Annotated in this window: 23 protein-coding genes; 14 read left to right on the top strand and 9 right to left on the bottom strand. The window is 62.2% G+C overall.

What is annotated here, in order from left to right:
- The first annotated feature begins 204 nt into the window (after positions 1-204).
- From FHX06_RS06155 to FHX06_RS06145, 3 genes are all read left to right on the top strand, one after another.
- A complete protein-coding gene (locus tag FHX06_RS06155; RefSeq protein WP_113116351.1) occupies positions 205-711 on the top strand; it encodes a GNAT family N-acetyltransferase in 507 nt (168 codons plus the stop codon).
- Between the two features lie 281 nt (positions 712-992).
- Positions 993-1,448 carry a hypothetical protein gene (locus FHX06_RS06150; protein ID WP_113116350.1) on the top strand — a complete coding sequence of 152 codons (456 nt, stop codon included), beginning with the start codon at positions 993-995 and terminating at the stop codon, positions 1,446-1,448.
- A 206-nt stretch (positions 1,449-1,654) separates the two neighbouring features.
- Positions 1,655-2,029, top strand: a complete 375-nt coding sequence (locus FHX06_RS06145) for a hypothetical protein (RefSeq protein WP_162728585.1) — start codon at positions 1,655-1,657, stop codon at positions 2,027-2,029.
- A gap of 24 nt (positions 2,030-2,053) precedes the next feature.
- Here FHX06_RS06145 and FHX06_RS06140 read toward each other — a convergent pair whose 3' ends face one another.
- Positions 2,054-2,593, bottom strand: coding sequence for a GrpB family protein (locus FHX06_RS06140; protein WP_183878489.1), 540 nt, complete (start codon positions 2,591-2,593; stop codon positions 2,054-2,056).
- 480 nt (positions 2,594-3,073) lie between these two features.
- Here FHX06_RS06140 and FHX06_RS06135 point away from each other — a divergent pair, with 480 nt between their 5' ends.
- On the top strand, positions 3,074-3,877 hold the full coding sequence (locus tag FHX06_RS06135) for a phosphodiester glycosidase family protein (protein ID WP_183846383.1): 804 nt from the start codon (positions 3,074-3,076) through the stop codon (positions 3,875-3,877).
- 25 nt (positions 3,878-3,902) lie between these two features.
- On the opposite strand, the gene FHX06_RS06130 is transcribed toward FHX06_RS06135, so the two are convergent.
- Together FHX06_RS06130 and FHX06_RS06125 are read right to left on the bottom strand one after the other, a co-directional pair.
- On the bottom strand, positions 3,903-4,451 hold the full coding sequence (locus FHX06_RS06130; RefSeq protein ID WP_183878487.1) for an isochorismatase family protein: 549 nt from the start codon (positions 4,449-4,451) through the stop codon (positions 3,903-3,905).
- 149 nt (positions 4,452-4,600) lie between these two features.
- A complete protein-coding gene (locus tag FHX06_RS06125) occupies positions 4,601-5,596 on the bottom strand; it encodes an AraC family transcriptional regulator (RefSeq protein WP_183878485.1) in 996 nt (331 codons plus the stop codon).
- Positions 5,597-5,797: 201 nt separating this feature from the next.
- Here FHX06_RS06125 and FHX06_RS06120 point away from each other — a divergent pair, with 201 nt between their 5' ends.
- Together FHX06_RS06120 and FHX06_RS06115 are read left to right on the top strand one after the other, a co-directional pair.
- On the top strand, positions 5,798-6,568 hold the full coding sequence (locus FHX06_RS06120; RefSeq protein ID WP_112971848.1) for an alpha/beta fold hydrolase: 771 nt from the start codon (positions 5,798-5,800) through the stop codon (positions 6,566-6,568).
- Between the two features lie 170 nt (positions 6,569-6,738).
- Positions 6,739-8,343 (top strand): GMC oxidoreductase, encoded by a 1,605-nt coding sequence (locus tag FHX06_RS06115; protein WP_183878483.1) that lies wholly within the window; start codon positions 6,739-6,741, stop codon positions 8,341-8,343.
- An 84-nt stretch (positions 8,344-8,427) separates the two neighbouring features.
- On the opposite strand, the gene FHX06_RS06110 is transcribed toward FHX06_RS06115, so the two are convergent.
- Positions 8,428-8,853 (bottom strand): pyridoxamine 5'-phosphate oxidase family protein, encoded by a 426-nt coding sequence (locus FHX06_RS06110; RefSeq protein WP_183878482.1) that lies wholly within the window; start codon positions 8,851-8,853, stop codon positions 8,428-8,430.
- Positions 8,854-9,100: 247 nt separating this feature from the next.
- On the bottom strand, positions 9,101-9,694 hold the full coding sequence (locus tag FHX06_RS06105; protein WP_183878480.1) for a TetR/AcrR family transcriptional regulator: 594 nt from the start codon (positions 9,692-9,694) through the stop codon (positions 9,101-9,103).
- 120 nt (positions 9,695-9,814) lie between these two features.
- Here FHX06_RS06105 and FHX06_RS06100 point away from each other — a divergent pair, with 120 nt between their 5' ends.
- The 3 genes from FHX06_RS06100 to FHX06_RS06090 all read left to right on the top strand — a co-directional run bounded on the left by FHX06_RS06100 (position 9,815) and on the right by FHX06_RS06090 (position 11,101).
- Positions 9,815-10,195 carry a DUF4267 domain-containing protein gene (locus FHX06_RS06100; protein ID WP_183878478.1) on the top strand — a complete coding sequence of 127 codons (381 nt, stop codon included), beginning with the start codon at positions 9,815-9,817 and terminating at the stop codon, positions 10,193-10,195.
- Position 10,196: 1 nt separating this feature from the next.
- Complete coding sequence (locus FHX06_RS06095; RefSeq protein WP_183878476.1) at positions 10,197-10,517, top strand: DoxX family protein; 321 nt, start codon at positions 10,197-10,199, stop codon at positions 10,515-10,517.
- Positions 10,518-10,723: 206 nt separating this feature from the next.
- The gene (locus FHX06_RS06090; protein ID WP_183879177.1) at positions 10,724-11,101 is read left to right on the top strand and encodes a hypothetical protein; all 378 of its coding nucleotides are present in this window, start codon (positions 10,724-10,726) and stop codon (positions 11,099-11,101) included.
- A 37-nt stretch (positions 11,102-11,138) separates the two neighbouring features.
- Here the strand turns inward: FHX06_RS06090 and FHX06_RS06085 are convergent, their stop codons facing one another.
- Entirely contained in the window at positions 11,139-11,363 is a 225-nt protein-coding gene (locus FHX06_RS06085; protein ID WP_112546509.1) for a hypothetical protein, read from the bottom strand.
- A 185-nt stretch (positions 11,364-11,548) separates the two neighbouring features.
- Here FHX06_RS06085 and FHX06_RS06080 point away from each other — a divergent pair, with 185 nt between their 5' ends.
- Entirely contained in the window at positions 11,549-11,923 is a 375-nt protein-coding gene (locus tag FHX06_RS06080) for an oxidoreductase (RefSeq protein ID WP_183846394.1), read from the top strand.
- Between the two features lie 91 nt (positions 11,924-12,014).
- Here FHX06_RS06080 and FHX06_RS06075 read toward each other — a convergent pair whose 3' ends face one another.
- Together FHX06_RS06075 and FHX06_RS06070 are read right to left on the bottom strand one after the other, a co-directional pair.
- On the bottom strand, positions 12,015-13,037 hold the full coding sequence (locus FHX06_RS06075; RefSeq protein WP_183878474.1) for a hypothetical protein: 1,023 nt from the start codon (positions 13,035-13,037) through the stop codon (positions 12,015-12,017).
- Between the two features lie 255 nt (positions 13,038-13,292).
- On the bottom strand, positions 13,293-14,201 hold the full coding sequence (locus tag FHX06_RS06070) for a DUF1003 domain-containing protein (protein WP_113207350.1): 909 nt from the start codon (positions 14,199-14,201) through the stop codon (positions 13,293-13,295).
- Between the two features lie 379 nt (positions 14,202-14,580).
- On the opposite strand from FHX06_RS06070, the gene FHX06_RS06065 reads away from it, so the two are divergent.
- On the top strand, positions 14,581-15,531 hold the full coding sequence (locus FHX06_RS06065; protein WP_183878472.1) for an alpha/beta hydrolase family esterase: 951 nt from the start codon (positions 14,581-14,583) through the stop codon (positions 15,529-15,531).
- Positions 15,532-15,552: 21 nt separating this feature from the next.
- Here FHX06_RS06065 and FHX06_RS06060 read toward each other — a convergent pair whose 3' ends face one another.
- Positions 15,553-15,819 (bottom strand): DUF2277 domain-containing protein, encoded by a 267-nt coding sequence (locus FHX06_RS06060; protein ID WP_112547968.1) that lies wholly within the window; start codon positions 15,817-15,819, stop codon positions 15,553-15,555.
- A gap of 209 nt (positions 15,820-16,028) precedes the next feature.
- Here FHX06_RS06060 and FHX06_RS06055 point away from each other — a divergent pair, with 209 nt between their 5' ends.
- The 3 genes from FHX06_RS06055 (at position 16,029) to FHX06_RS06045 (ending at position 20,152) form a co-directional block, all read left to right on the top strand.
- A complete protein-coding gene (locus tag FHX06_RS06055) occupies positions 16,029-16,466 on the top strand; it encodes a VOC family protein (RefSeq protein ID WP_112547967.1) in 438 nt (145 codons plus the stop codon).
- Between the two features lie 125 nt (positions 16,467-16,591).
- On the top strand, positions 16,592-18,265 hold the full coding sequence (ilvD, locus tag FHX06_RS06050; RefSeq protein WP_183878470.1) for a dihydroxy-acid dehydratase: 1,674 nt from the start codon (positions 16,592-16,594) through the stop codon (positions 18,263-18,265).
- Between the two features lie 180 nt (positions 18,266-18,445).
- On the top strand, positions 18,446-20,152 hold the full coding sequence (locus FHX06_RS06045; RefSeq protein ID WP_183878469.1) for an adenylate/guanylate cyclase domain-containing protein: 1,707 nt from the start codon (positions 18,446-18,448) through the stop codon (positions 20,150-20,152).
- Positions 20,153-20,171 lie beyond the last annotated feature (19 nt).

Genomic DNA, 20,171 nt, shown 5'->3' with positions numbered 1-20,171 from the left:
CCGGCTTTCCGACACCATTCAACCTTGCTCGGCGTCCTCCTGGAACGGTTGGTGACCCGCTGGCTATCAACTGTTCGCAAGAGCGGCTGACCGCACAGGGCGGGCTCATCACCCACGCAACATATGGCCTCGGAACCGGCCGCGATGTAGGAAGGATCCAGGCGCCGCTCCCGCGCCTCCATTTGCAAGACCACTGGAACCCCTATGGCGAAAAAGCCGGTTGAACATGCAGTCAGGATCCGCCCCGCCACATCGGCCGACATGGATATTCTCGGCGGCTTCGGCGCCCTGCTCGTTGCCCTCCATCACGAACTGGACCCCAGGCGCTTCATCGAAGCCGCCAAGAGCACCCCGCTCAGATACGGGCAGTTCCTGAAAAGCCAGCTCGCCGAGCCCGATGTCATCGTGATCGTCGCCGAAGACGACAGCGGCCTCCTCGGATATGCCTATGCCGCATCGGAAGGCTTCGACTACATGTCGCTTCGCGGACCGGCGGGCGTCATCCACGATCTCTTCGTCGATCCGGGCCGCCGCCGCGAAGGTGTCGGCCGGATGCTGCTGGAAGCGGCGATGGCCCGCTTGAAATCCCTCGGCGCCGAACGCTTCGTGCTCTCGACCGCCCACCGCAACGACGTCGCCCGCAGCCTCTTTAGCGCGATGGGCTTCCGCCCGACGATGGTCGAGATGACGCGCGAGGCGGACGCCGGCTGAACGGCCAGGCCAAGACCTGCTCCAGCACAGTTGCGCCGAACCGTCCCTAGGGCGGCCGGAGAAAGTCAATTCTGAATTGCGGAATCCGGCCGCCGGCGACGCCTGAGAGACTGGCTCGGCGAAAGAAAACAAACAGCTGCCAGGGCGGCGCAAAGCCCGCTGCATGCCCCTTTCAGGAAGATCACACAGACTGTCCTGCTCCGCCATCGACCCGCCATTTTCTGCAATCATGCCTAGAAGCGGTCGGGCGCTAGGGGTGCGTTCTTTCAATGGGGATGTCGATGAAGTCATGTCATGCCGCAGCCGCAGTCTTCGCATCGCTTTTTCTCGGGTTGACAGCCTCGCAGGCCGCCGCCTGCAGCTGCGGGAAAATCTCCCAGAAGGAGCAGTTTTCCAAAGCCGACCTCGTGGTCCGAGGCCGCATGAAGCTGGTGACCTTCGGCGTTGGCCTGCCGCTTTCGCAGGGCGATGAGCCGCCCCCCCTGACGCGCGGCGATTTCGAGATCGACAAGGTGCTGAAGGGTAAGCTCAAGGAGAAGACCCTGTCCATCTACACGGGCGCCGGCGTGGGCGATTGCGGCCGCCTCGAAGCTTTCCTGAGCGCGGCCTTCTATTACAATGACGACAAATTCGCCGTCTGGGAGTTTGCCCTGTCGAAAGCCGAACATAACGGGCAGACATTGTATTTCACGAACATCTGCGAGTACATGAAAGCGCCGACCCCGCGACAGGAATAGGCCCTCGAAGCGTTCACCGGTACCCGGCTACCTGCCTGCGGCATCCGGACCTCTCGCCTATATGCGCCATTGCGAATAAAATTGTGCAGTGCTGCTCTCCCGGCTTGCCCTCGCCTTCCGTTGACGGTTTTTGGGAACTTCCGGCTGCAGGGAGGATTCCTTAGATGACGCTCCCCTCGCCCTTCCTTGCACGGCAGGAGTGGACCATGGCAAAGGCAACTGATTTGAAGACCATCCGAGCGCTTGCGATCGCGCTTTGCGCCTCCCTGCTTTTCAGCGGCGCGGCCAAATGGCCGGACTTGCCGAGCTCGGGCTTCCTGATCGGCCGCAGTGCCGCCCCCGAAGATGTCGACAACGGAACGGCGATCTTTGCCACCGGCGAGGATGCCAGGAACTACGGAAAGCCGATCGACATCGAAATCCCGCAATACGGCTATTTTCGCCAGGAAGACAAATACGTCATCATCCTGCAGGCCGAGAAATACGACGGCAAGAGCATCATCGGCGCCGAGACGTTTGACGGCGAAAAGGTGGTCGGCCTGATCGACGAGTTCGAATTGCTGGGTATTCACGCCAAATAGTCTGGCTCACCCGCGCAGCGCCATCTACGCGTCCGACTGTGCCGGCGCCCAGCCCGTCTCGGCCGCCCAGCGGTCCGCCCGGCGGATCACCGCCCAGAGATGATCGGCCTTGCCGTCCGTATAGGCCTTCCGATCGCCCCCATGGGCAGCGACGAGCGCGTGCTTCAGCGCGATATAGGCAGGGTGTTCTGCTGCATGGGCGCGCATGTAATCGCGAAACAGCAACGCCCATTGTTCGTGCCAGCTGCCGGAACGCCTGATATGGATATGCATGCGCTCCTGATCGGGACTTTCACGGAAATAACGTTTGGCGCGATCCGGATTGTCGTGCCGCCACACATAACCGATGGCATTGAGCGGCATCAGCAGCCGCTCGAAGGGTTCGAATCCGGCCACCGAAATCTGCATATCGATGACAGGCTTGGCGGCCATGCCCGCTATGGCGGTAGAGCCGATATGATCGATCCGCAGCGCAACATTTCCAAGCGCCCGGCGAATATCCACCGCCTTCGCCTGGAATTTCTCCGACCAGAGCGGCGACCAATCGGCAATCTCGATCGTCATGGCTGATGTCCCGGCTATTGCGGAAAGGGATGCCCGACAGCGAATGCGAGCGCCTGCACCTGATGAGCCCAGAATAGAGGGTTTAGGCCTCCGCGCAACGACAGCCGAGTTGGCGGCGCTCGCAGCGGAAGCGCATGGCATAAAAAAAGAGGCTCGTCGGGAGAGACGGCCTCCAAGGTTGCGTCAAGTCGGCCCAGCTCCACAAGGCCGGCTTCCACTCTAGCCCTTAGCCAGGCAACCGCCACCCCCAATCGGGTGAGATACGCGAAGATTTTCGAGAAAACTGAACGGATTCAACGGTGATTTACCTTACGTGAACCCCGCGGCCCGGAGCGCCATCGCCTTACCTTAGGTCAGCACGGCGGACCTGCGGCAAGCTTCGCAGGCAGGGATTAAATTGCTCCCCGCTCTCGCCTTCTTTCCCGGTCATCAGCTACGAGTCATTGGCTACGAGTTATCAGCCACGAGTCGGGAGATGCCATGCTTCGCACCATAATCGCCTTTGCCATGCTCCTTGCCGGTGCGTTTGCCGCGAAGGCCGAGGCGCCCGATGCGGCTGGCGCGCCGACGCCTGCCGATCCCTGCACGCGCCAGAATTTCGAGGGCGGCAGCTATATCGTCTGCAGCGTCGATCCCGCAAAGGCGGATCTGCGCCTGTTCTGGAAGGATGCCGGGGGCAAGCCCTATCGCAGGTTTTCAGGCGTCGCCGATGCGGTTGCCGGCAAAGGACAGCGGCTTCTCTTTGCCATGAATGCCGGCATGTACCGCGAGGATTTCACGCCACTGGGGCTTTATGTCGAGGATGGCAGGGAGCTGATAGCGGCCAATGTCGAAGCGCCGCCCAAAGTGTCCGGCCCGGTGCCGAACTTCTTCAAGCAGCCGAACGGCATCTTCTATCTCGATGAGACCGGCGCCCATATCATCCCGACCGCCGATTTCCTGAAGCAGAAGCCAAAAACGCGCCTCGCCACGCAATCCGGCCCGATGCTGCTCGTCGCCGGCAAGGTCAACCCGATCTTCATACCCGGCTCGACCGACCGCACGCGGCGCAACGGCGTCGGCCTTGCAGCCGATGGCACGCTCCGCTTCGTCATCAGCGAGGGCAACGTGAATTTCCACGATTTCGCAAGGTTCTTCCGCGACGAGCTGAAATGCCCCGATGCGCTCTTCCTCGACGGCGGAAACGGCACCGGCCTCTACAATCCGGCGCTCGGCCGCAACGACACATCCTGGCACGGCGGCTATGGGCCGATCGTCGCGCTGGTGGGCGGCAAACCGGATTAAGCGGTGGCCCTCAGGCCGCCCCCAATCAGGCAGGCTGCATGGCCATCAGCTGCCGCGTCTCGACGATCTCGGCGAAATCCGATTTCAGGTGCGCCATCGTCACGTCGAAGATTTCCCGCGCCGAGAGATCGGCATCCGGCAGGTCGAAGCCGAGCACCGCGTCGCTGACGACGCTCATCTTGAAGCCGAGGTCACTGCCGGCGCGCACGGTCGTGTTGACGCAAAAGCCGGCGACCGCCCCCGTCACGACCAGATGCGTGATGCCGACCTCGTGCAGATAGCCCTCGAGCTCGGTGGAGGCAAAGGCCGACGACGTGGACTTGATGAAGACGGGCTCGTTCTCCCGCGCCTTCGCGCAGGGCATCGGCTGGTATCCAGGCGCCTTTTCGTTAAGCGCCGACCCTTCCGCGCTATCGCGGTGACGGACATGGATGACAGGCTTTCGGGCGGCGCGAAAGGCGCCGGCAAGGGCTGCGATATTATCTCCCGCCTCGCCGTTCACGCGCTCGCGCCCGGCATCGAGCCGCTCCTGCATGACCATCTGCATATCGATGATGAGGAGTGCGCTGGTCATGGTTCCCTGGTCCTTTGCCGCTTGGAGGGCTTTGGAAAAGTTTAGCATCTGCTGCCGGCCAAGTCGCATGCAAAACAGGAAAACGGGCTCGACGGGTCATCACTTCTGCGACAGCAGACAGGAGCCTCAATGCCTCGCCCAGCCGGCGATCACGACAGGACGGCTTCGACGTCAGCCTCGTCGAGATCAGTCAGCGAGGTCTGATCAGGACGTTCCCCGGGCCTTGGGCCGCCTTCGACGCGGCGAGCTGCCCGATAGCGGCCGGGCGACAGGCCGTGGTGGCGATGGAACAACTTGGAGAACGCCGCGACGGTTTCGTAGCCGACGCGGCTTGCGATCCGGGCAATCCCCTCATCGCTTGATTCCAGCAGGAACGCAGCCTCCGACATCCGCCGTGCGATCAGGTAGCGCTGCATGGACTGGCCGACGAGTTTGGTGAAGCGAGCCGAAAACACCGAGCGGCCGAGCCCTACGCGATGTGCGAGGTCGCGAAGTGTCCAGGGCCGATCCGGTTGCTCGTGGATCAGCTCGAGCGCTCGCCCAATATAGGGGTCCGCCATCGCCCCAAGCCATCCGCCTTCTCCCGGCCGAAGGGATTTGATCCAGCTTCGCAACACCTCGACGAAGAGCACCTCCGTCATTCGCGACAGCGCGACGCGTTGACCGGGACGTGCAAGCGCCGACTCGCTCACCATGCGGCGCAGGATAGCCTCGAGCCAGTCACCATCCATCGCCGGCTTCAGGAGAAGGACGGGCGGAAGCAGTTCCATCACGCTGCCGCGCGCCGGCCACGACAGGATGAAATTGCCGCAGATCATCGTCGAGAGCGGCTTCGTGCTGCCTCCGTGATGAACGACGCCAAGATGCGCGGGTCGGTCGAGGTCCGTCACCAGGAAAGGCGTCGTCCCGCTGTCCGAGTAGATCAGATGGGGCTCGCCGCGTGTGATGACGACGAGATCGCCCTCCGCCATCAGGAGTTCTTGCCCGTGTTCGAGCGCAAGCGTGGCTGAGCCGCGACTGAGATAGTGGAACAGGGCGTAGGGGCGCTGCGGCATGGCCAGGTTCCAGGGATGACCGAGCTCGAAGTGAAAGAGCAGGGTTCCGCTAAGGCGAACGCGATCGAGCACTTCGGCGAGGATGTCCATGTCTGATGTTAATCCGCCGTACGGTCGGACACAATATCCGGACGATCGGGGCCTAACCTCCCGGAACTCTTCGTATTATTTCGTGTCGACGTGAGCCGACAGGCCACCCAGCAAGCAATCTGGAAAACTGCCGCAACACGTACCCAAGCGCCCGCCCTTTTCCATGGGGCGGGGTTGTCGGCATCCCAACAGGAGCAAGCAATGCGAAATAGACTACTCTTAGCCGCCACCGTTCTCGCCGCCGGAGCAGCGTTTGCCGCACCCGCCCATTCGGCCAAACTACCCGAGGGCGCGGCGCACAATATCGTGCTCGTCCATGGCGCTTTCGTCGACCAGTCAAGCTGGAAGCCCGTTGCCGACATTCTCACGAAGAAGGGCTACAATGTAACGCTGGTCGAAAATCCGCTCACGTCGCTGGCTGCGGATGTCGATGCCACCAAGCAGGCACTGGCAAAGCAGGATGGCAAGACCGTCCTCGTTGGTCACTCCTGGGCCGGCGTGGTTATCACGCAAGCCGGCGACGAACCCGAGGTCTCGGCGCTCGTCTACGTCTCCGCCTTCGCGCCTGACGTTGGAGAATCCCTGGCGTCCCTGGCCGCGCACGGCCCGGCAACCGAAGGCACCAATGCCATTCATCCCGACGACAAGGGCAACCTCTATATCGATCCCAAGGTGTTTCCGACGGCGGTCGCCGCCGACCTTCCCCTGAAGGTCGCCGAGTCCCTGGCAAACTCGCAGCTTCCGCTGAACCACACGGCCTACGAGGCTCCGGTCGATATCGCGGCCTGGCACGACAAGCCGACTTTCTATGTGATCACCACGAAGGACAGGGTGATCGCGCCGGAGGCCCAGAAGCTGTTCGCGGCCAGGATCAAGGCCAAGACCACCGAGGTGGCCGGCAGCCATGCCTCCCTCGTCGTCCACGCGGACGAGGTTGCCGCTGTCATTGAAAAGGCCGCGCTTGCGAAGTGACGATCCTGCTCCCGGTGCCACCGCGCCGGGAGCAGCTTTCCCCGCGCCCCACCCCAGACAGCGCCCCAAAGATATCGCCCAAGACAACCAAGGGCTGAAGCCTCACAAAATACATTACACGCGCCGAAAAATGCGGCTATGATCCCGCCATCATAAGCCGGGGTGGTGAAATGATTTCGTCGCTTCAAAACCTGCTTGCGGGACGTGTCGACGTTTGCGTCGTCGGCTCGGGGCCTGTCGGCCTGGCGCTGGGCATCGCGCTTGCCCGCTCCGGTCTCTCTGTCGCGCTGCTTGAATCCGGCGGCAAGACCATATCCGAGAAGACGAACCGGCTGGCGGCAGCCGCCTCCATCAGCACCGACCACCATGCCGAAGCGAGCCTGACGATCCGCCGCGCGGTCGGCGGCACCTCGAAAGCCTGGGGCGGCCGCTGCGTCGAATTCGACGACAGCGATTTCGATGGCAGGCCGGCGCGCGGCGATGCCCGCTGGCCGATTGAACACAGCGCCTTCAGGGCCTATTACGACGATGCCCGCGCCTTTCTCGGCGCAGAGCTGCCGGCAGTCGATATGCCCGACATGGACGGCGAATTCGAACCCTCGATCGAGAGCTGGGCCCGCGAGCCGGATATGGCAAAAGCGCACGGAGCGCTGATCGAGAGCCTGCCGAACCTGCACCTCGTCACCCAGGCGACCGTGATCGGCCTCGATCTCGACCGCGAAGGCGCCCGCACGAAACGGCTGATGGTGTGGCATCGGGGCAAGCTGCATTCGCTCGGCGCCACGATCTTCGTTCTGGCCTGCGGCGGGCGCGAAAATGCCAGGCTGCTGCTGGCCGCACAGGAGATCGCGCCGCGGCTCTTCGGCGGCGTCGATGGCCCGCTCGGGCGTTATTACATGGGGCATCTGGCCGGCGAGCTCGCCCGCATCCGCTTTACCGATCGCAGCTTCATGGAAAAGATGTTCTTCCGCCGCAACGGCACCGGCGCCTGGTTCCGCGCGCGGCTGATACCGAGCATCGCCCTGCAGAACGAGCGCGACCTCCTGAACAGCGTCTTCTGGCTGCGCAGTCCACCGCTGGAAGAGGTCTACGCAACGGCAGGCGCGCGTGCGACGCTGAACCTGTTCAAGGCGATCACCGGAAGGCGCAAGATGCGCCGCATGTCCTTCAAGTCGAAAGTATCCGACACTGCCTCGCTGTCCGATCTCGTCACAAACCCGGTGCAAAGCTTCAACGCCGCCCTGCAGCTGACGACATCAGCGCTCAAATCCGAACGGCAGCCGAATTTCTTCGTCAAGAACGGCGAGCATCTCTACTGGCTCGCCTACCACGGCGAACAGCGGCCGGTCGCGTCCAACCGCGTACGGCTGAGCTCCGAGGTCGATGAAACCGGCCTGAAGCGGCTCGCCGTCAGTTTCGATTTCGACGAAGAGGATCTCGCCTCGCTGATCAGGTGCCACCATGCGCTGGCGGAATGGATCGGCACAAGGCAGATCGGCACCTTCGAATGGCTTCACCCCGAAGACGGCCTGCAAACCGCCGTCCGCCGCCAGGCGCTCGACGGCTACCACCAGATCGGCCTGACCCGCATGGGCGCCTCGCCCCGCTCGAGCGTGGTGGACGGCAACTGCCGCTGCCACGACCTCGAAAACCTCTATGTCGCCGGCAGCTCGGTGTTTCCGGTGTCAGGACAGGCCAACCCGACCTTGCCGGCAGTGGCGCTGGCGCTCAGGCTGGCGGACCATCTGAAAGGGGAATTGCGGGCGGGAGCGTGATGGCGCGCCTTGGGGCACCCCCTCTGCCTTGCCGGGCTGCAGGGGTCGGACGCCCCCGACGGCGACCCGAAACCGTTGCGCCTCTCAGAATTGAACCACGATCAGCTCGGGAGGCTCCTTGTTGAAATCGGAATATCGAATCCACCGCGGCACCGCTTTGAACAACACGGCCCCTCTCTCGATGAACTCCCTGGCGGCCGGAAGGCTGTTGAGATAAGCGTCCTGGTATTGTTCGATATCCGCGGCAGGAACTCTTGTCGCCTCACCCTCGTATTGAACCGTGATATTGTCGTCCCATCCGACAACGAACGCGACGCCGGGACGCTCGGCGAGATTGTCGAACTTTCGCGTGTGCGTGAAAGTGCTGAACACGATCTCAAGATTGTCGCGCACCGAGAGGTCGATCGTAGCAGCCTCCGGCGTTCCATTACCATGGCAGGTCGCAATGACCGCCAGGGTGTGCCTCCTCAGGAATTCAAGGATCATGCGTTTCGTATGATCTTCGTCCATTGGCTCATCCCCCGGTGAGTATTCTCGATTTTTGTGCAGTTCCATTTGACAGCCTGCCGGCCTCAGCGGAGTTTGGCCGGATGCGCGGCGAGCTTGAGAGATAGGCGTTCACCGCCCGACCCGGCCATTGATGCGTCCGTTCTAATCCCGTGCCTTCCAGGACGATTAACACATTGCTCGTCCTCGTTCGATGGTGGTGGGCAGCAACTGCCCGGAGATCGAACGGGCAATCGTCGACCGGGCAATGTCAGCCACGGCTGCGCGAATGACCTCCCGCATCCACGATCGCCCGAACGACCAGCGCGACGCGCTCGTCCCGCATGCCGGGCCTGATGCGCCCTGCCCGCTCGAGCGCGACAAGCCCGTGAAGGGCTGCCCAGAAGGTCTCGGTCACGATCTCCGCATCGGCGCAGAACGGAGATACCGCCGCGGCCAATGCCTCGAAACCGGCCCGAAGCTCCGGCCGCGTCTCGGCGTCGGCGAAGCGCAGCTGGGTCGGGAGGACAAACATGGCCTCGTAGAGCGACGGGCGGCTTTGCGCGAAGTCGAAATAGGCCACGGAAAGATCGGTCAGGGCCTCCCGCCTGCCCTTCGCCCTTTCCGCAGCTGCGCAAAGAGCGGCCGCAAGCTCACTGAATCCCTCGATTGCGACGGCTGCCACGATCGCATCCCTGTTCTCGAAATGCGAATAGAGGACCGGCTGGCTGTATTCGATCTCCTTGGCCAGGCGGCGGATCGTGACGGCCTCCCATCCCTCGCTCTCCGCGATGCCACGGGCTGCCGCGACAATACGATCTTCGCGATCGGCGCGCTCCCGGCTTTTTCGCTCTGCGATACCCATTCCCAACCTCCATGCCCTGCCGCCTGTATGAAGAGATCATATCACGGCTTGAATATCTAGCAACGCTAGCATAAATGTTAGCACTGCTAGATTATTTCAAACCGCTAGAAGGATGGCGTGATGGATTGGCTTCTGAATGGGATCGGGCTGCTTGTGGCCCTTGCAATTATCGCGATCGGCACCGGCTATATTGCGAGCCCGACGACCATGGTGCGCAGCTTCGGCTTGCCGCTGCCGGGTGATGCCCCCAACATCCCCGCGTGGCTCCGCCTCAAGGGCGTTCGCGATATCGTGGCCGGATTCCTGGTCCTTGCCTTCATGGTGTGGGGCGTCCAGCGCGAGATCGGCATCGTGCTCTTGATCGAGGCCATCATCCCTCTCGGCGACATGCTGGTCATTATCGCGGCGAAAGGCTCCACGAAAAGCGCCTTCGGCATTCATGGCCTGACGGCCGCGATCATGATCCTGGCGGCCGTTCCCATGATTGCAGGTGCGCACTGAGATGGTTCATGTTCTCTCACTCTGGTTCCTCTGTGCCGCATTATCGGGCGCCGGCCTCGTCAACGCCATCGGCACGTCAGGGACACGAAGCGATTTTGCCCGCTGGGGCTATCCGCGCTGGTGGGGCATCCTGACAGGCGGACTTGAGATATCGGCGGCTGCCCTGATTGCGTTTCCAGCCAGTCGAAGCTTCGGCCTGGTGCTCGCCACGGTCATCATCGCAGCCGCGATCGTGACTGTTCTGCGCCACCGGGACATGCAGCACCTTCCGCCGCTGAGCGTCTTCGTCAGCCTCATCGCTCTCGGCGCGATCTCGTCTTGAAACGGCCTATACCCTCGCGGGATTCACAGGGCTGCGCAACTCGAGGTAGCGCAACATCTGTTAGAACATTTCCCGGGCACCAATGATCTCTGACGGGATAATCCGCAATGGCTAATTGTTGTTATCGCGATCCCTGGTGCATCATTTCGCCGGCTGGTTGGGAAGACCGGCGGGAGATCATCGGCATCCAGGTGGAGGACGGAAACATGAAGCGCATCGCAGCTTTGGCAGTGGTCCTTGTCTTCGGCGCATTCCCCGCAATCGCCGCGACGGCGATGACGGGCAAGGAACTGACGGCCCTGTTGTCAAACGGCAAGGAACTCACTCTGGGCGGACCGAAGGAGGGGTATGCCGGCATGCTGTCCATATCGAAGGACGGGACCGCCAAGGGTCAGGTCAAGCTCGACAACGGCGACGTGATCCTGATCGAAGGCAAATGGCACATTGCCGGCAACAAGTTTTGCCGAACCTGGAAGGGCGGCCGGGACGCCGGAAAGGAAATCTGCGAGACCTGGAACAAGGCCGGCCCGAACTCCGTGCGTGTCATGAACGGCAAGCGCGATCTCGGCCTCAACTCGTGGTGATCGACGGCGAGGCCCCGTCCTCGCCTCAGTCAGCAGGTCACTCTCCCGGCAGGTCGCCGGCTGCCCGCAGTCTCGACATGCCGAGCTGCACGACCTTGATCATATGCGTCATTCGCAGCCCCCGGCCGGCCTGATACTCCTCGAGGCTGGGGCGCATGTGGACGAGATAGTCGAGTTCCCTGTGCCGCCCCTCCCGCGCCGCCTGGACGCCGGCGGACCAGATGCGGTCGAAAAGCACACGCGTGCCGTCTCGGTTGGACATATCGGCCTTTTCGGATTGCAGTTCGGAAGCGGAATAGAACGAACTGGAGCGGCCAAAGTTCCCTCAGCCCTGCTCCTTGGTACGGCAACGCACCCTTTCCCCGTCCGGGCTGCAAAAGACGGAACATTGAGAGCCGCGTCAGGTTGAGCCTCTGTCACAAAGCTCCAATTGAAGAGGCAATACCGATGTTTCTGAGAATCCTTGCAACTTCCGCCCTCGCCCTCACCCTGGCGGCCCCGGTCATGGCACAGTCTTCCGGCAGTTCAGGCGGCACCTCGGGCGGCACATCCGGCAGCGGCAGCAGCACCTCCGGCACCAATGGCAACAGCAACGGCACCGGCAGCAACATGAACGGCAGCGGCACCAACGGCGGCGCGACGGACAAGAGCACGACCGGCTCGACCAACAACGCCGGCAATCCCTCCAGCAACACCACCAATTCCGGCTCTTCGGGCGGCGACCCGAACGACTGCCAGCGCACGACCAACAGCGGCACAGGCAACCCGGCGCCGACCCCTTCGACGAATTCGGTCCAGCCGGATGCGGCGAACGCCTGCTGATCCTCCCCTCGCCATAGCCCGGCTGAAAGTGGCCCGGCTCCCGGCGAATAAATCTCCGCCGGGAGCCGGGTCATTCATGGCGCGGTGAGCGTCACTTCGCCCGGACCGAGATGCTGGTCAGTTTCAGCCTGTCGTCTGCCGACAGCGGCTCAAGCGCCATGATCAGCGCCTCGCCGAGCGAGAACGCCTTCAGATCCGACGTCCTGATGACGGTGTCGATCGTAAAGACAGTCTCGAAGATCTGGCGCTCCGGCAGGCCTATCGAATGTTTTTCGACTGCCAGCACCTGGAACGGATATGGCCTGACGGCGGCCGTGTGGACGGCGGCCAACGCCATTTCGAGGTGTACGTTCACGAGATCGACGAGCTGCTCGATATTGCTGAGAATACCCGCGCGGTCCTTCACCTCGCGGTGATGCGAGCAGAGATTGCGCGCGTCGCGCACCCTTCGGAACATGCCCATGAAGACTTCGAGGTCCAAAGGCGCGCCGTGATGAAGCCTGTCCGGTATCGAGGTCTTGAACTGCACCCATTGTTCGCGGATCAGCTCTTCGATGTCGGAGAGCTTGCTCCTCTCCAGCATCTTCCTGCCATCGCTCAAGGTCGGGATCAGCGTTCCGTGCAGTCCCTGCCCATCTATGCCTCTCAGCATGTTCTCGATCACGCGAGGCGTACCCGCCGTGACGCTAACCCCGTTGATATCGGAAAAATCGGAGGATTTGCCGCCGCGCTTGATGTGGGCATAGATGTCGCCCCACCATTGGGGCGTGCCATAATGATGCTCCATCCATGCCGACAGATGCGTGCGGTAGGCCGCTTCGAACAATGACAATGCCGGAAAGAGCTTCGATTGCTCGCCGAGTTTTCGATAATAGGTGCGGATGATTTTCGGGATGAGCGCGGCAGCTTCGCACTTCGTTCCCGCCGCCTCGGCACGAGCCTTGGCCTTCGCGACGCTCTTGGCGACCCCGCGCAGTTCCTTCAATGCGCTGGTGAGGAAGTCGCCATTGGCCTGCGCGCAAAGAGCAGTAAACTGAGCTCTCTCGTAGATTTCCAGCTCGATTTCAAACTCTGCCAGCAGCCCCTCGGCATGCTTTTCGACGACAGTTTTCATGAACTTGCAACCGCGTTTGCTTTACGGTAGCGTTACACCCAATGGTTTGGGTTGCATAGATAATTTGCAACTGAATAGGTGCCATGGGGCTTGACATTGCCGGGGTGAACACTTACTTTCGATGCACTCCGTTGCGATGCCCTTAGGGGGGCTGTGCGCATTCTGCAGAGATTGCGACGCGAATGAGTCTAAACAACCCAAAAGAGGCCCTTCGAGGCCTCTTTTATTTTTTGTGCCCTCTGCACGACCACTCCCCTATTCCTCGGTCTCCTCGCCGGCAGGCTTGGTGCTGAACAGGTTCTTCAGCGCATTGGTCTTGGATTTCTGCGCCTTGCTGAGCTTCAGCGCGCGATTGGCGGCCTTGGCCTGTTCCAGCATCATTTCGATCTGGATCTGCTGGATCTCGGTCAGCCGTTCCCACTGCCGGTTCAGCAGGTGATCGACCTTTTCATGCAGGTGGCGGATTTCCAGTTCCGCCTTCAGATTGACCTTGTAATCGTTGAGCGCCCTCAGCCGGTCCTTCGCTTCCTGGCGGCGCTGGCTCATCATGATGATCGGCGCCTGCAGGGCGGCGATGGTCGAAAGGATGAGGTTCAGCAGGATGAAGGGATAGACGTCGAAGGCAGCCTTCTCGCCCAGCGCCAGGTTGATGCCCATCCAGACGGCGAGAAAGAAGCAGAAGGAGATGATGAAGGTCCAGCTGCCGCCGAAGGTGGCGACGACATCGGCGACACGATCGCCGAGCGAACGGCGTTCCTCGTAATCTTCTTCGATGTTTTCGGCGAGCGTGTCATGGCTCTTCAGGCTCTCGACGACTTCATCCTCGAGGTTGGAGAGCTCGCCGCGTTCGTCGCGCAGCAATTCGGCAATATACTGGCCGCGATAATCATCGATCAGCTTGCGGCTGATGTAATCGTCCGAACGGAGGCCCGGATGTTTCTGCCGCACGAAATCGGCAAGCGCCGGGCGCAGATCGTCGAAATGGAAGGCGTCCTTCTTCTTCAGCGTAGCGCCGGTGATCGCATCCACCAGCTTGACCGACTTCGCCTTGGCCTGCGCCAGGCTCTTGGAATAGTCGTCCATCTCGACGGTGGCCGCCTCTCCGTGCCCCGCATCGAAGTCGACGATTTCGCCCGTCAGGTCCAGGGGCTTCTCTTCTGCCATCTGCCGATCCTCGCTGCCGATTTTTCGCCCGTCTAGCCATCAATTCCAACAGGATTGTGACATGCAACCGTCTCTGAATTGAGCAATATCTGCGGCAAATTAGCCGCCTCAGCGCCGGGGGCAAGAAGGCGCGCCAAAGCCCCTTCCGCAATGGTGGCAATCCCCTCCCCAACCCCTTCCCAGAGGTAGGAGGGGCCAACCGGTGGCACTGCCTCGCCGCTTCCGTGACGGCGAGATGTGGCAAGCAAGTGCGGCGGGTTAAACCCAGCCGATGAAGACATCAACCTGCGCCATTGCGTCGCTTCGTCGGTTCATTGCCGGTGCTGCGCAATGGCATATGTTTCGTCGCTGTGTTTTCGTCAGAAAGCGAGGACGTTTGATGTTCTGCGCATTGCCACGCCTGCCATTTGCCGGCTTCCTTTTTCTCTTCGGCCTGGCATTTCTCCTCGGCCCGAGGGGCGCTGATGCCGATGACCTCCTGACCTACAGATGGCAGGGCGTCGACCGCACCGCGATCCTGCATATCCCCGCCGGCGCGGCGGGGCACCCTGCCCCGCTCGTCATCGTCATGTACGGATCCGACGACAAGGCCGCGAACTTCCAGAAAAACAGCGGATTCGATGCAGTCGCCGATCGCGAGAACTTCATCACCCTCTATCCGGAAGCGATCGATGGCGCCTGGAACATCAAATCCAGAAAACCTGCCATCAACGGCGAGCCGGTCGACGACATCGGCTTCTTCCGCACCATGATCGACGATCTCGTCGGCCGGAAGATCGCCGATGGCTCAAGGGTCTATGCCACGGGCTTCTCCTTCGGCGCGCTGATGACCTATACGCTCGCCTGCGCGCTTCCCGACAGGATATCGGCGATAGCGCCCGTCGCCAGCGCGATCAACGAAGCGCAGGTCGAAGATTGCAAGCCCGGCCACCCCATGCCGGTCATGATGATCAACGGCACCAGCGACGACGTGCAGCGCTACGATGGCTATATCCGCTCCTTCGGACGGCTGCTTTCCGTGCCCGAGACGACCGAATACTGGCGCCGGATCGACGGCTGCACCGGGGAGACGTCAACGCCGCTGCCGCATCTGAACCCGCATGACCTCACCCGCGCCAGTCTTGTGCAATGGACCGGATGCCAGGCCGATACGGGCGTTCAACTGTATCGCATCGAAAACGGCGGCCACTGCTGGCCCCGTCTCGCCCGGCCCGATACCGGCTCCGGCATGGACGATCCGCCGGACGGACCGCGTTTCGGGGGATGCAGCAACGATATAGAGACGGCGGCCGAAGTCTGGAGCTTTATCAGCCGCTATCACGGCGAGTGACTAGGATCGGCAAGTGTGCCTTCAGGCGAAGCGGGCTGCCGATCGTGCTTTCGCCTTGGCGGCGACTTCCTCGCGATCGCGGGGCGGTTGCGACGTCTCCATCGAATCGAGCAATTCACGGGCACAATTCGCAATCGCCATGACTGCGTTTTCGAACGCGGCCTCGTTGCGTTTCGACGGCTTGTTGGTTCCGCTGAGCTTGCGCACGAACTGGAGCGCCGCATCGTGGATTTCCGCGTCCGTTGCCGGCGGATCGAAATTGAACAGGGGCTTGATGTTCCGGCACATGCCTTTGCTTCCCTTTGATATCTTCGCCACGAAGGGGCGTGGCTTCCCCGAAAGTTAGTCCTGTGCGTGCCAATTGCAACGGACCATGTCGCGATCATGCGGAAAGCAAAAATCGGCCGGATGGTTGTCGGTATTGCCCTGCCTCGCACGTCCTTTGGTGCACAAGGCGAGGCCTTGTAGAGTGAAACAGCAGCCTGGAGATCGGGAATATGGCGCTCAAGCGAATGGACAATGTGGGAATCGTCGTCGAAGACCTCGCAGAAGCGATCGATTTCTTTCGCGAACTCGGCCTCGAACTCGAAGGCCGGGCCATGATCGAGGGAGAATGGGCCGGACGGGTCACAGGCCTCGGCGATCAGCATGTCGAGATCGCCATGATGCGCACGCCCGACGGCCATAGCCGGCTCGAACTCTCCCGCTTCCTGAGACCGCAGGTCGTCGCCGACCACCGGAACGCCCCGGTCAACGCGCTCGGCTACCTCCGCGTCATGTTCGCCGTCGACGATATTGACGAGACGCTCGAAAGGCTGCGTGCGCGCGGCGCCGAACTCGTCGGCGAAGTCGTCCGGTATCAGGACACCTACCGGCTCTGCTACATCCGCGGCCCCGAAGGCATCCTCATCGGGCTCGCCCAGGAACTCGGCTGAGCCGAACGGCCAGGAGCGAGAATGGTCAGCCGAGCGTCGGCGACTTCGCCGGAGGCAAGTGCATATTTCTCGGCGTATTTGCCTTCCGACACGCTATAGTCCCGGCTGGCTAGCGGGAGGCGCTCATGGCTGACAACGACCGTTCACGGCATATTACCCAGGGCATTGCCCGTTCTCCCAATCGCGCGATGTACTATGCGCTGGGTTATGCGAAAGCCGATTTCGACAAGCCGATGATCGGCATCGCCAACGGGCACTCGACGATCACGCCGTGCAACGCCGGGCTCCAGCCGCTTGCCGATGCGGCAGTCGCCGCCATCAAGGCGGCCGGAGCCAATCCGCAGACCTTCGGCACGCCGACCATCTCGGACGGCATGGCCATGGGAACGGAGGGCATGAAATATTCCCTCGTCTCGCGCGAGGTTATCGCCGATTGCGTGGAGACCTCGGTGCAGGGCCAGTGGATGGATGGCGTTCTCGTGATCGGCGGGTGCGACAAGAACATGCCGGGCGGCATGATCGGCATTCTGCGCGCCAACGTCCCGTCCATCTATGTCTATGGCGGCACCATCAAGCCCGGTCGCTGGAAGGACCAGAGCCTCTCCATCGTCTCCGCTTTCGAGGCCGTCGGCGCTTACATCGCCGGAAGGATGAGCGCCGAGGATTTCGAGGGTATCGAGCGCAATGCCTGCCCGACAACGGGATCCTGCGGCGGCATGTACACCGCAAACACCATGAGTTCGTCCTTCGAGGCGCTCGGCATGTCGCTGCTCTACTCTTCCAACATGGCCAATCCCGACCAGGAGAAGATCGACAGCACGGCCGAGTCCGCGCGCGTCCTGGTGGACGCCGTAAGAGCCGGCATCCGGCCGCGCGACATCGTCACGCGCAAGTCGATTGAAAATGCCGTGGCGCTGATCATGGCCACCGGAGGTTCGACGAATGCGGTGCTGCACTATCTCGCCATTGCCCATGCGGCCGAGGTGGAATGGACGCTGGAGGATTTCGAGCGGATACGCCGCAAGGTACCCGTCATCTGCGATCTCAAGCCATCCGGCCGCTATATGGCTGTCGATCTCCACTCTGCCGGCGGCATTCCCCAGGTTCTGAAGCTGCTGCTGAATGCCGGCCTCCTGCACGGCGACTGTCTGACGATCACCGGCAGGACGATATCAGACGAGCTCTCGGCCGTGCCCGACGAACCGTCTGCCGACCAGGAGGTTATCCGGTCGCTCGCAGCGCCACTCTATCGCGAGGGACATCTCGCCATCCTCACGGGCAATCTGGCGGAAGGCGGCGCGGTGGCAAAGATCAGCGGCCTCAAGAGCCCGGTCATTACCGGCCCGGCGCGCGTCTTCGACGACGAGCAATCCGCAATGGACGCTATTTTGTCGGACAGGATCAGGGCCGGCGATATCATGGTGCTGCGTTACCTCGGGCCGAAGGGCGGTCCGGGAATGCCGGAAATGCTTGCCCCGACATCGGCCATCGTCGGGCGCGGCCTGGGAGAAAGCGTCGGCCTCATCACCGATGGACGCTTCTCCGGCGGCACATGGGGCATGGTGGTCGGGCATGTCACGCCCGAAGCCTTCGAGGGCGGAACGATCGCACTTGTCCACGAGGGCGACCAAATCACCATCGACGCCCATCGCCAGCTTCTGCAGCTCGACGTCCCCGATGAAGAGATTGCGAGACGCCGAAGCCTCTGGGTCCAGCCTCAACCGCGCTACAGGCGCGGCGTCCTCGCCAAGTTCGCGGCCCTGGTCCGACCGGCGAACGAGGGAGCCGTGACGGGCTGAAGCCCGCTTCGACCGTAGGGCGGTCGCATTACTGATCCTCATTCGCCGACCTCGACGCCGTCGGTCACAAGGACCACGGCTCGACGAAGGCGGAGTGCGCCTGGACTTGCCCCTGCCCCTTGTTGACTCACCGACGGTTGAACAATAACTTGCTAATTCGGTCGTTAGGCTTGTCCTCATATGACGGATCAATCTCTTCAGCGTCGCCTTGCCGCCATCGTCGTTGCCGATGTGGTGGGATATTCGCGCCTGATGGAGGCAGATGAAGTCGCAACGCTGGAGAACCTCAGGGAACTCCGTTCCAGCACGATCGAGCCGGCCGTGATGCGCCACAAGGGCCGCATCTTCAAGGTCATGGGCGACGGCTTCCTGATCGAATTCGGCAGCGCGGTGGAAGCGGTCGCAGCAGCGCTGGAAATGCAGCTGGCCAACGCTGCCGTCGAGGCTTCCGGAGACCGGCGCCTGCTCTTGCGCATAGGCGTCAATCTCGGAGATGTCATTGACGAGGGTTCAGACGTCCTCGGCGACGGGGTCAATGTCGCGGCGCGCCTCGAGAGACTGGCCGCGCCGGGAGGCATCTGCATTTCATCCAGCGTTCACGGCGAGATCCTCGGCAAGATCGACGATCGGTTCTTCGATGCAGGCGAACGTTACCTGAAGAACCTCACCCGCCCGGTCCACGTGTGGCATTGGCCGGATGCGCTGCAGAGCATATTGCCGCTGCCGGAAAATCCCTCGATCGCCGTATTGCCCTTCACCAACATGAGTGGGGATGAAACGGACGCGCCTTTCGTCGACGGCTTGACCGAAGACCTGATCACCGACCTTTCCCGCACGGCCGGCCTGTTCGTCATCGCGCGCAATTCGGTCTACGGCTACAAGGGCAAGCCGGTCAACGTGAAGCTGGTCGCCCAGGAACTCGGCGTCCGCTACGTGCTGGAGGGGAGCGCCAGACGCGCGATGGGCCGTGTCCGCATCAACGCCCAGCTGGTCGACACGCTTGCCGGCGGCCACTTGTGGGCCGAGAGGTTCGACAGGACCGTGGAAGATGTTTTCGAGCTGCAGGATGAAGTCAACGCCAAGATCGTCGAAGCCCTCGTCGGCCGGCTGACCATCCCGCCGCAGCGCAATCGGCCGAAGAATTTTGAGGCCTACGACCTCTGTGTGCGCGCCCGCCTCCTGACGGAAGAGTCGCCGCAAACCGAGCGCGAGGCCCATATGCTGCTCCAGCGCGCGCTCAAGCTCGAGCCGTCCTATGCCGAGGCACTCGGCCTGCTCGCCTATAACCGCTGGCTGGCCTGGACGCATTTCGGCGAGCCCGAAGATCCCAACCGGGAGATGGCGACGACATCGGCGCAGAAGGCGGTCGACCTCGACCCCAACGATGCCGGCTGCCGTTACGTCCTGGGGACCATCCTGGCTTATGAGCGGCGATGGCAGGAATCGGAGGCCGCCTTCGCCAAGGCCCTGGAGCTGGACCCCAACCACGCCGACACCTGGGCCGCCATGTCGGACATTTCCGTGCTGGACGGCAGGATTGCCGATGGACTGGCGCAGATCGAAAAAGCCCTGCGGCTCAATCCCCGTCCGGCCTGCTGGTATCTTTGTCATCTTGGCCAGGCGCAATACGCCGCGCGTGACTATGAGGCGGCGGCCGCGACACTGCGCAGGGAAGACACCTATCGTACCAACTCACGCAAATTCCTGGCCGCCACGCTTGCGCAATTGGGCCACCATGACGAGGCGCTGCGAGAAGCAGAATTGTTCCTGATCGCCCACCCTCATTTCACCATCGCCCATTGGCTCAACTCCCAGCCACTGCGCGATGCATCTGTGAGGGACCACTTTGTCGACGGCTTTAGGAAGGCAGGTCTGCCGGAGATGTGACAGGGGGATGAGACCAACA

Source organism: Rhizobium sp. BK512 (assembly GCF_014194915.1).
GTDB lineage: Bacteria > Pseudomonadota > Alphaproteobacteria > Rhizobiales > Rhizobiaceae > Rhizobium.
Note: the sequence above shows the minus strand (reverse complement) of the source record. Positions and strands in the feature narration are given on the sequence as shown.

Bases quoted from the DNA above. Each gene is read 5' to 3' on its own strand.
- FHX06_RS06140 (WP_183878489.1), bottom strand. From the start codon at position 2,593: ATGACGATCGAGATTGCCGATTGGTCGCCGCTCTGGTCGGAGAAATTC.
- FHX06_RS06125 (WP_183878485.1), bottom strand. From the start codon at position 5,596: ATGGACATCCTCGCCGAAGTGCTCGATCGCGTTCGCCTTAGCGGAACC.
- FHX06_RS06080 (WP_183846394.1), top strand. From the start codon at position 11,549: ATGTTTCTGAGAATCCTTGCAACTTCCGCCCTCGCCCTCACCCTGGCG.
- FHX06_RS06090 (WP_183879177.1), top strand. From the start codon at position 10,724: ATGAAGCGCATCGCAGCTTTGGCAGTGGTCCTTGTCTTCGGCGCATTC.
- FHX06_RS06045 (WP_183878469.1), top strand. From the start codon at position 18,446: ATGACGGATCAATCTCTTCAGCGTCGCCTTGCCGCCATCGTCGTTGCC.
- FHX06_RS06150 (WP_113116350.1), top strand. From the start codon at position 993: ATGAAGTCATGTCATGCCGCAGCCGCAGTCTTCGCATCGCTTTTTCTC.
- FHX06_RS06065 (WP_183878472.1), top strand. From the start codon at position 14,581: ATGTTCTGCGCATTGCCACGCCTGCCATTTGCCGGCTTCCTTTTTCTC.
- FHX06_RS06130 (WP_183878487.1), bottom strand. From the start codon at position 4,451: ATGACCAGCGCACTCCTCATCATCGATATGCAGATGGTCATGCAGGAG.
- FHX06_RS06085 (WP_112546509.1), bottom strand. From the start codon at position 11,363: ATGTCCAACCGAGACGGCACGCGTGTGCTTTTCGACCGCATCTGGTCC.
- FHX06_RS06145 (WP_162728585.1), top strand. From the start codon at position 1,655: ATGGCAAAGGCAACTGATTTGAAGACCATCCGAGCGCTTGCGATCGCG.
- FHX06_RS06055 (WP_112547967.1), top strand. From the start codon at position 16,029: ATGGCGCTCAAGCGAATGGACAATGTGGGAATCGTCGTCGAAGACCTC.
- FHX06_RS06060 (WP_112547968.1), bottom strand. From the start codon at position 15,819: ATGTGCCGGAACATCAAGCCCCTGTTCAATTTCGATCCGCCGGCAACG.
- ilvD (WP_183878470.1), top strand. From the start codon at position 16,592: ATGGCTGACAACGACCGTTCACGGCATATTACCCAGGGCATTGCCCGT.
- FHX06_RS06110 (WP_183878482.1), bottom strand. From the start codon at position 8,853: ATGGACGAAGATCATACGAAACGCATGATCCTTGAATTCCTGAGGAGG.
- FHX06_RS06075 (WP_183878474.1), bottom strand. From the start codon at position 13,037: ATGAAAACTGTCGTCGAAAAGCATGCCGAGGGGCTGCTGGCAGAGTTT.
- FHX06_RS06120 (WP_112971848.1), top strand. From the start codon at position 5,798: ATGCGAAATAGACTACTCTTAGCCGCCACCGTTCTCGCCGCCGGAGCA.
- FHX06_RS06070 (WP_113207350.1), bottom strand. From the start codon at position 14,201: ATGGCAGAAGAGAAGCCCCTGGACCTGACGGGCGAAATCGTCGACTTC.
- FHX06_RS06135 (WP_183846383.1), top strand. From the start codon at position 3,074: ATGCTTCGCACCATAATCGCCTTTGCCATGCTCCTTGCCGGTGCGTTT.
- FHX06_RS06095 (WP_183878476.1), top strand. From the start codon at position 10,197: ATGGTTCATGTTCTCTCACTCTGGTTCCTCTGTGCCGCATTATCGGGC.
- FHX06_RS06155 (WP_113116351.1), top strand. From the start codon at position 205: ATGGCGAAAAAGCCGGTTGAACATGCAGTCAGGATCCGCCCCGCCACA.
- FHX06_RS06115 (WP_183878483.1), top strand. From the start codon at position 6,739: ATGATTTCGTCGCTTCAAAACCTGCTTGCGGGACGTGTCGACGTTTGC.
- FHX06_RS06105 (WP_183878480.1), bottom strand. From the start codon at position 9,694: ATGGGTATCGCAGAGCGAAAAAGCCGGGAGCGCGCCGATCGCGAAGAT.
- FHX06_RS06100 (WP_183878478.1), top strand. From the start codon at position 9,815: ATGGATTGGCTTCTGAATGGGATCGGGCTGCTTGTGGCCCTTGCAATT.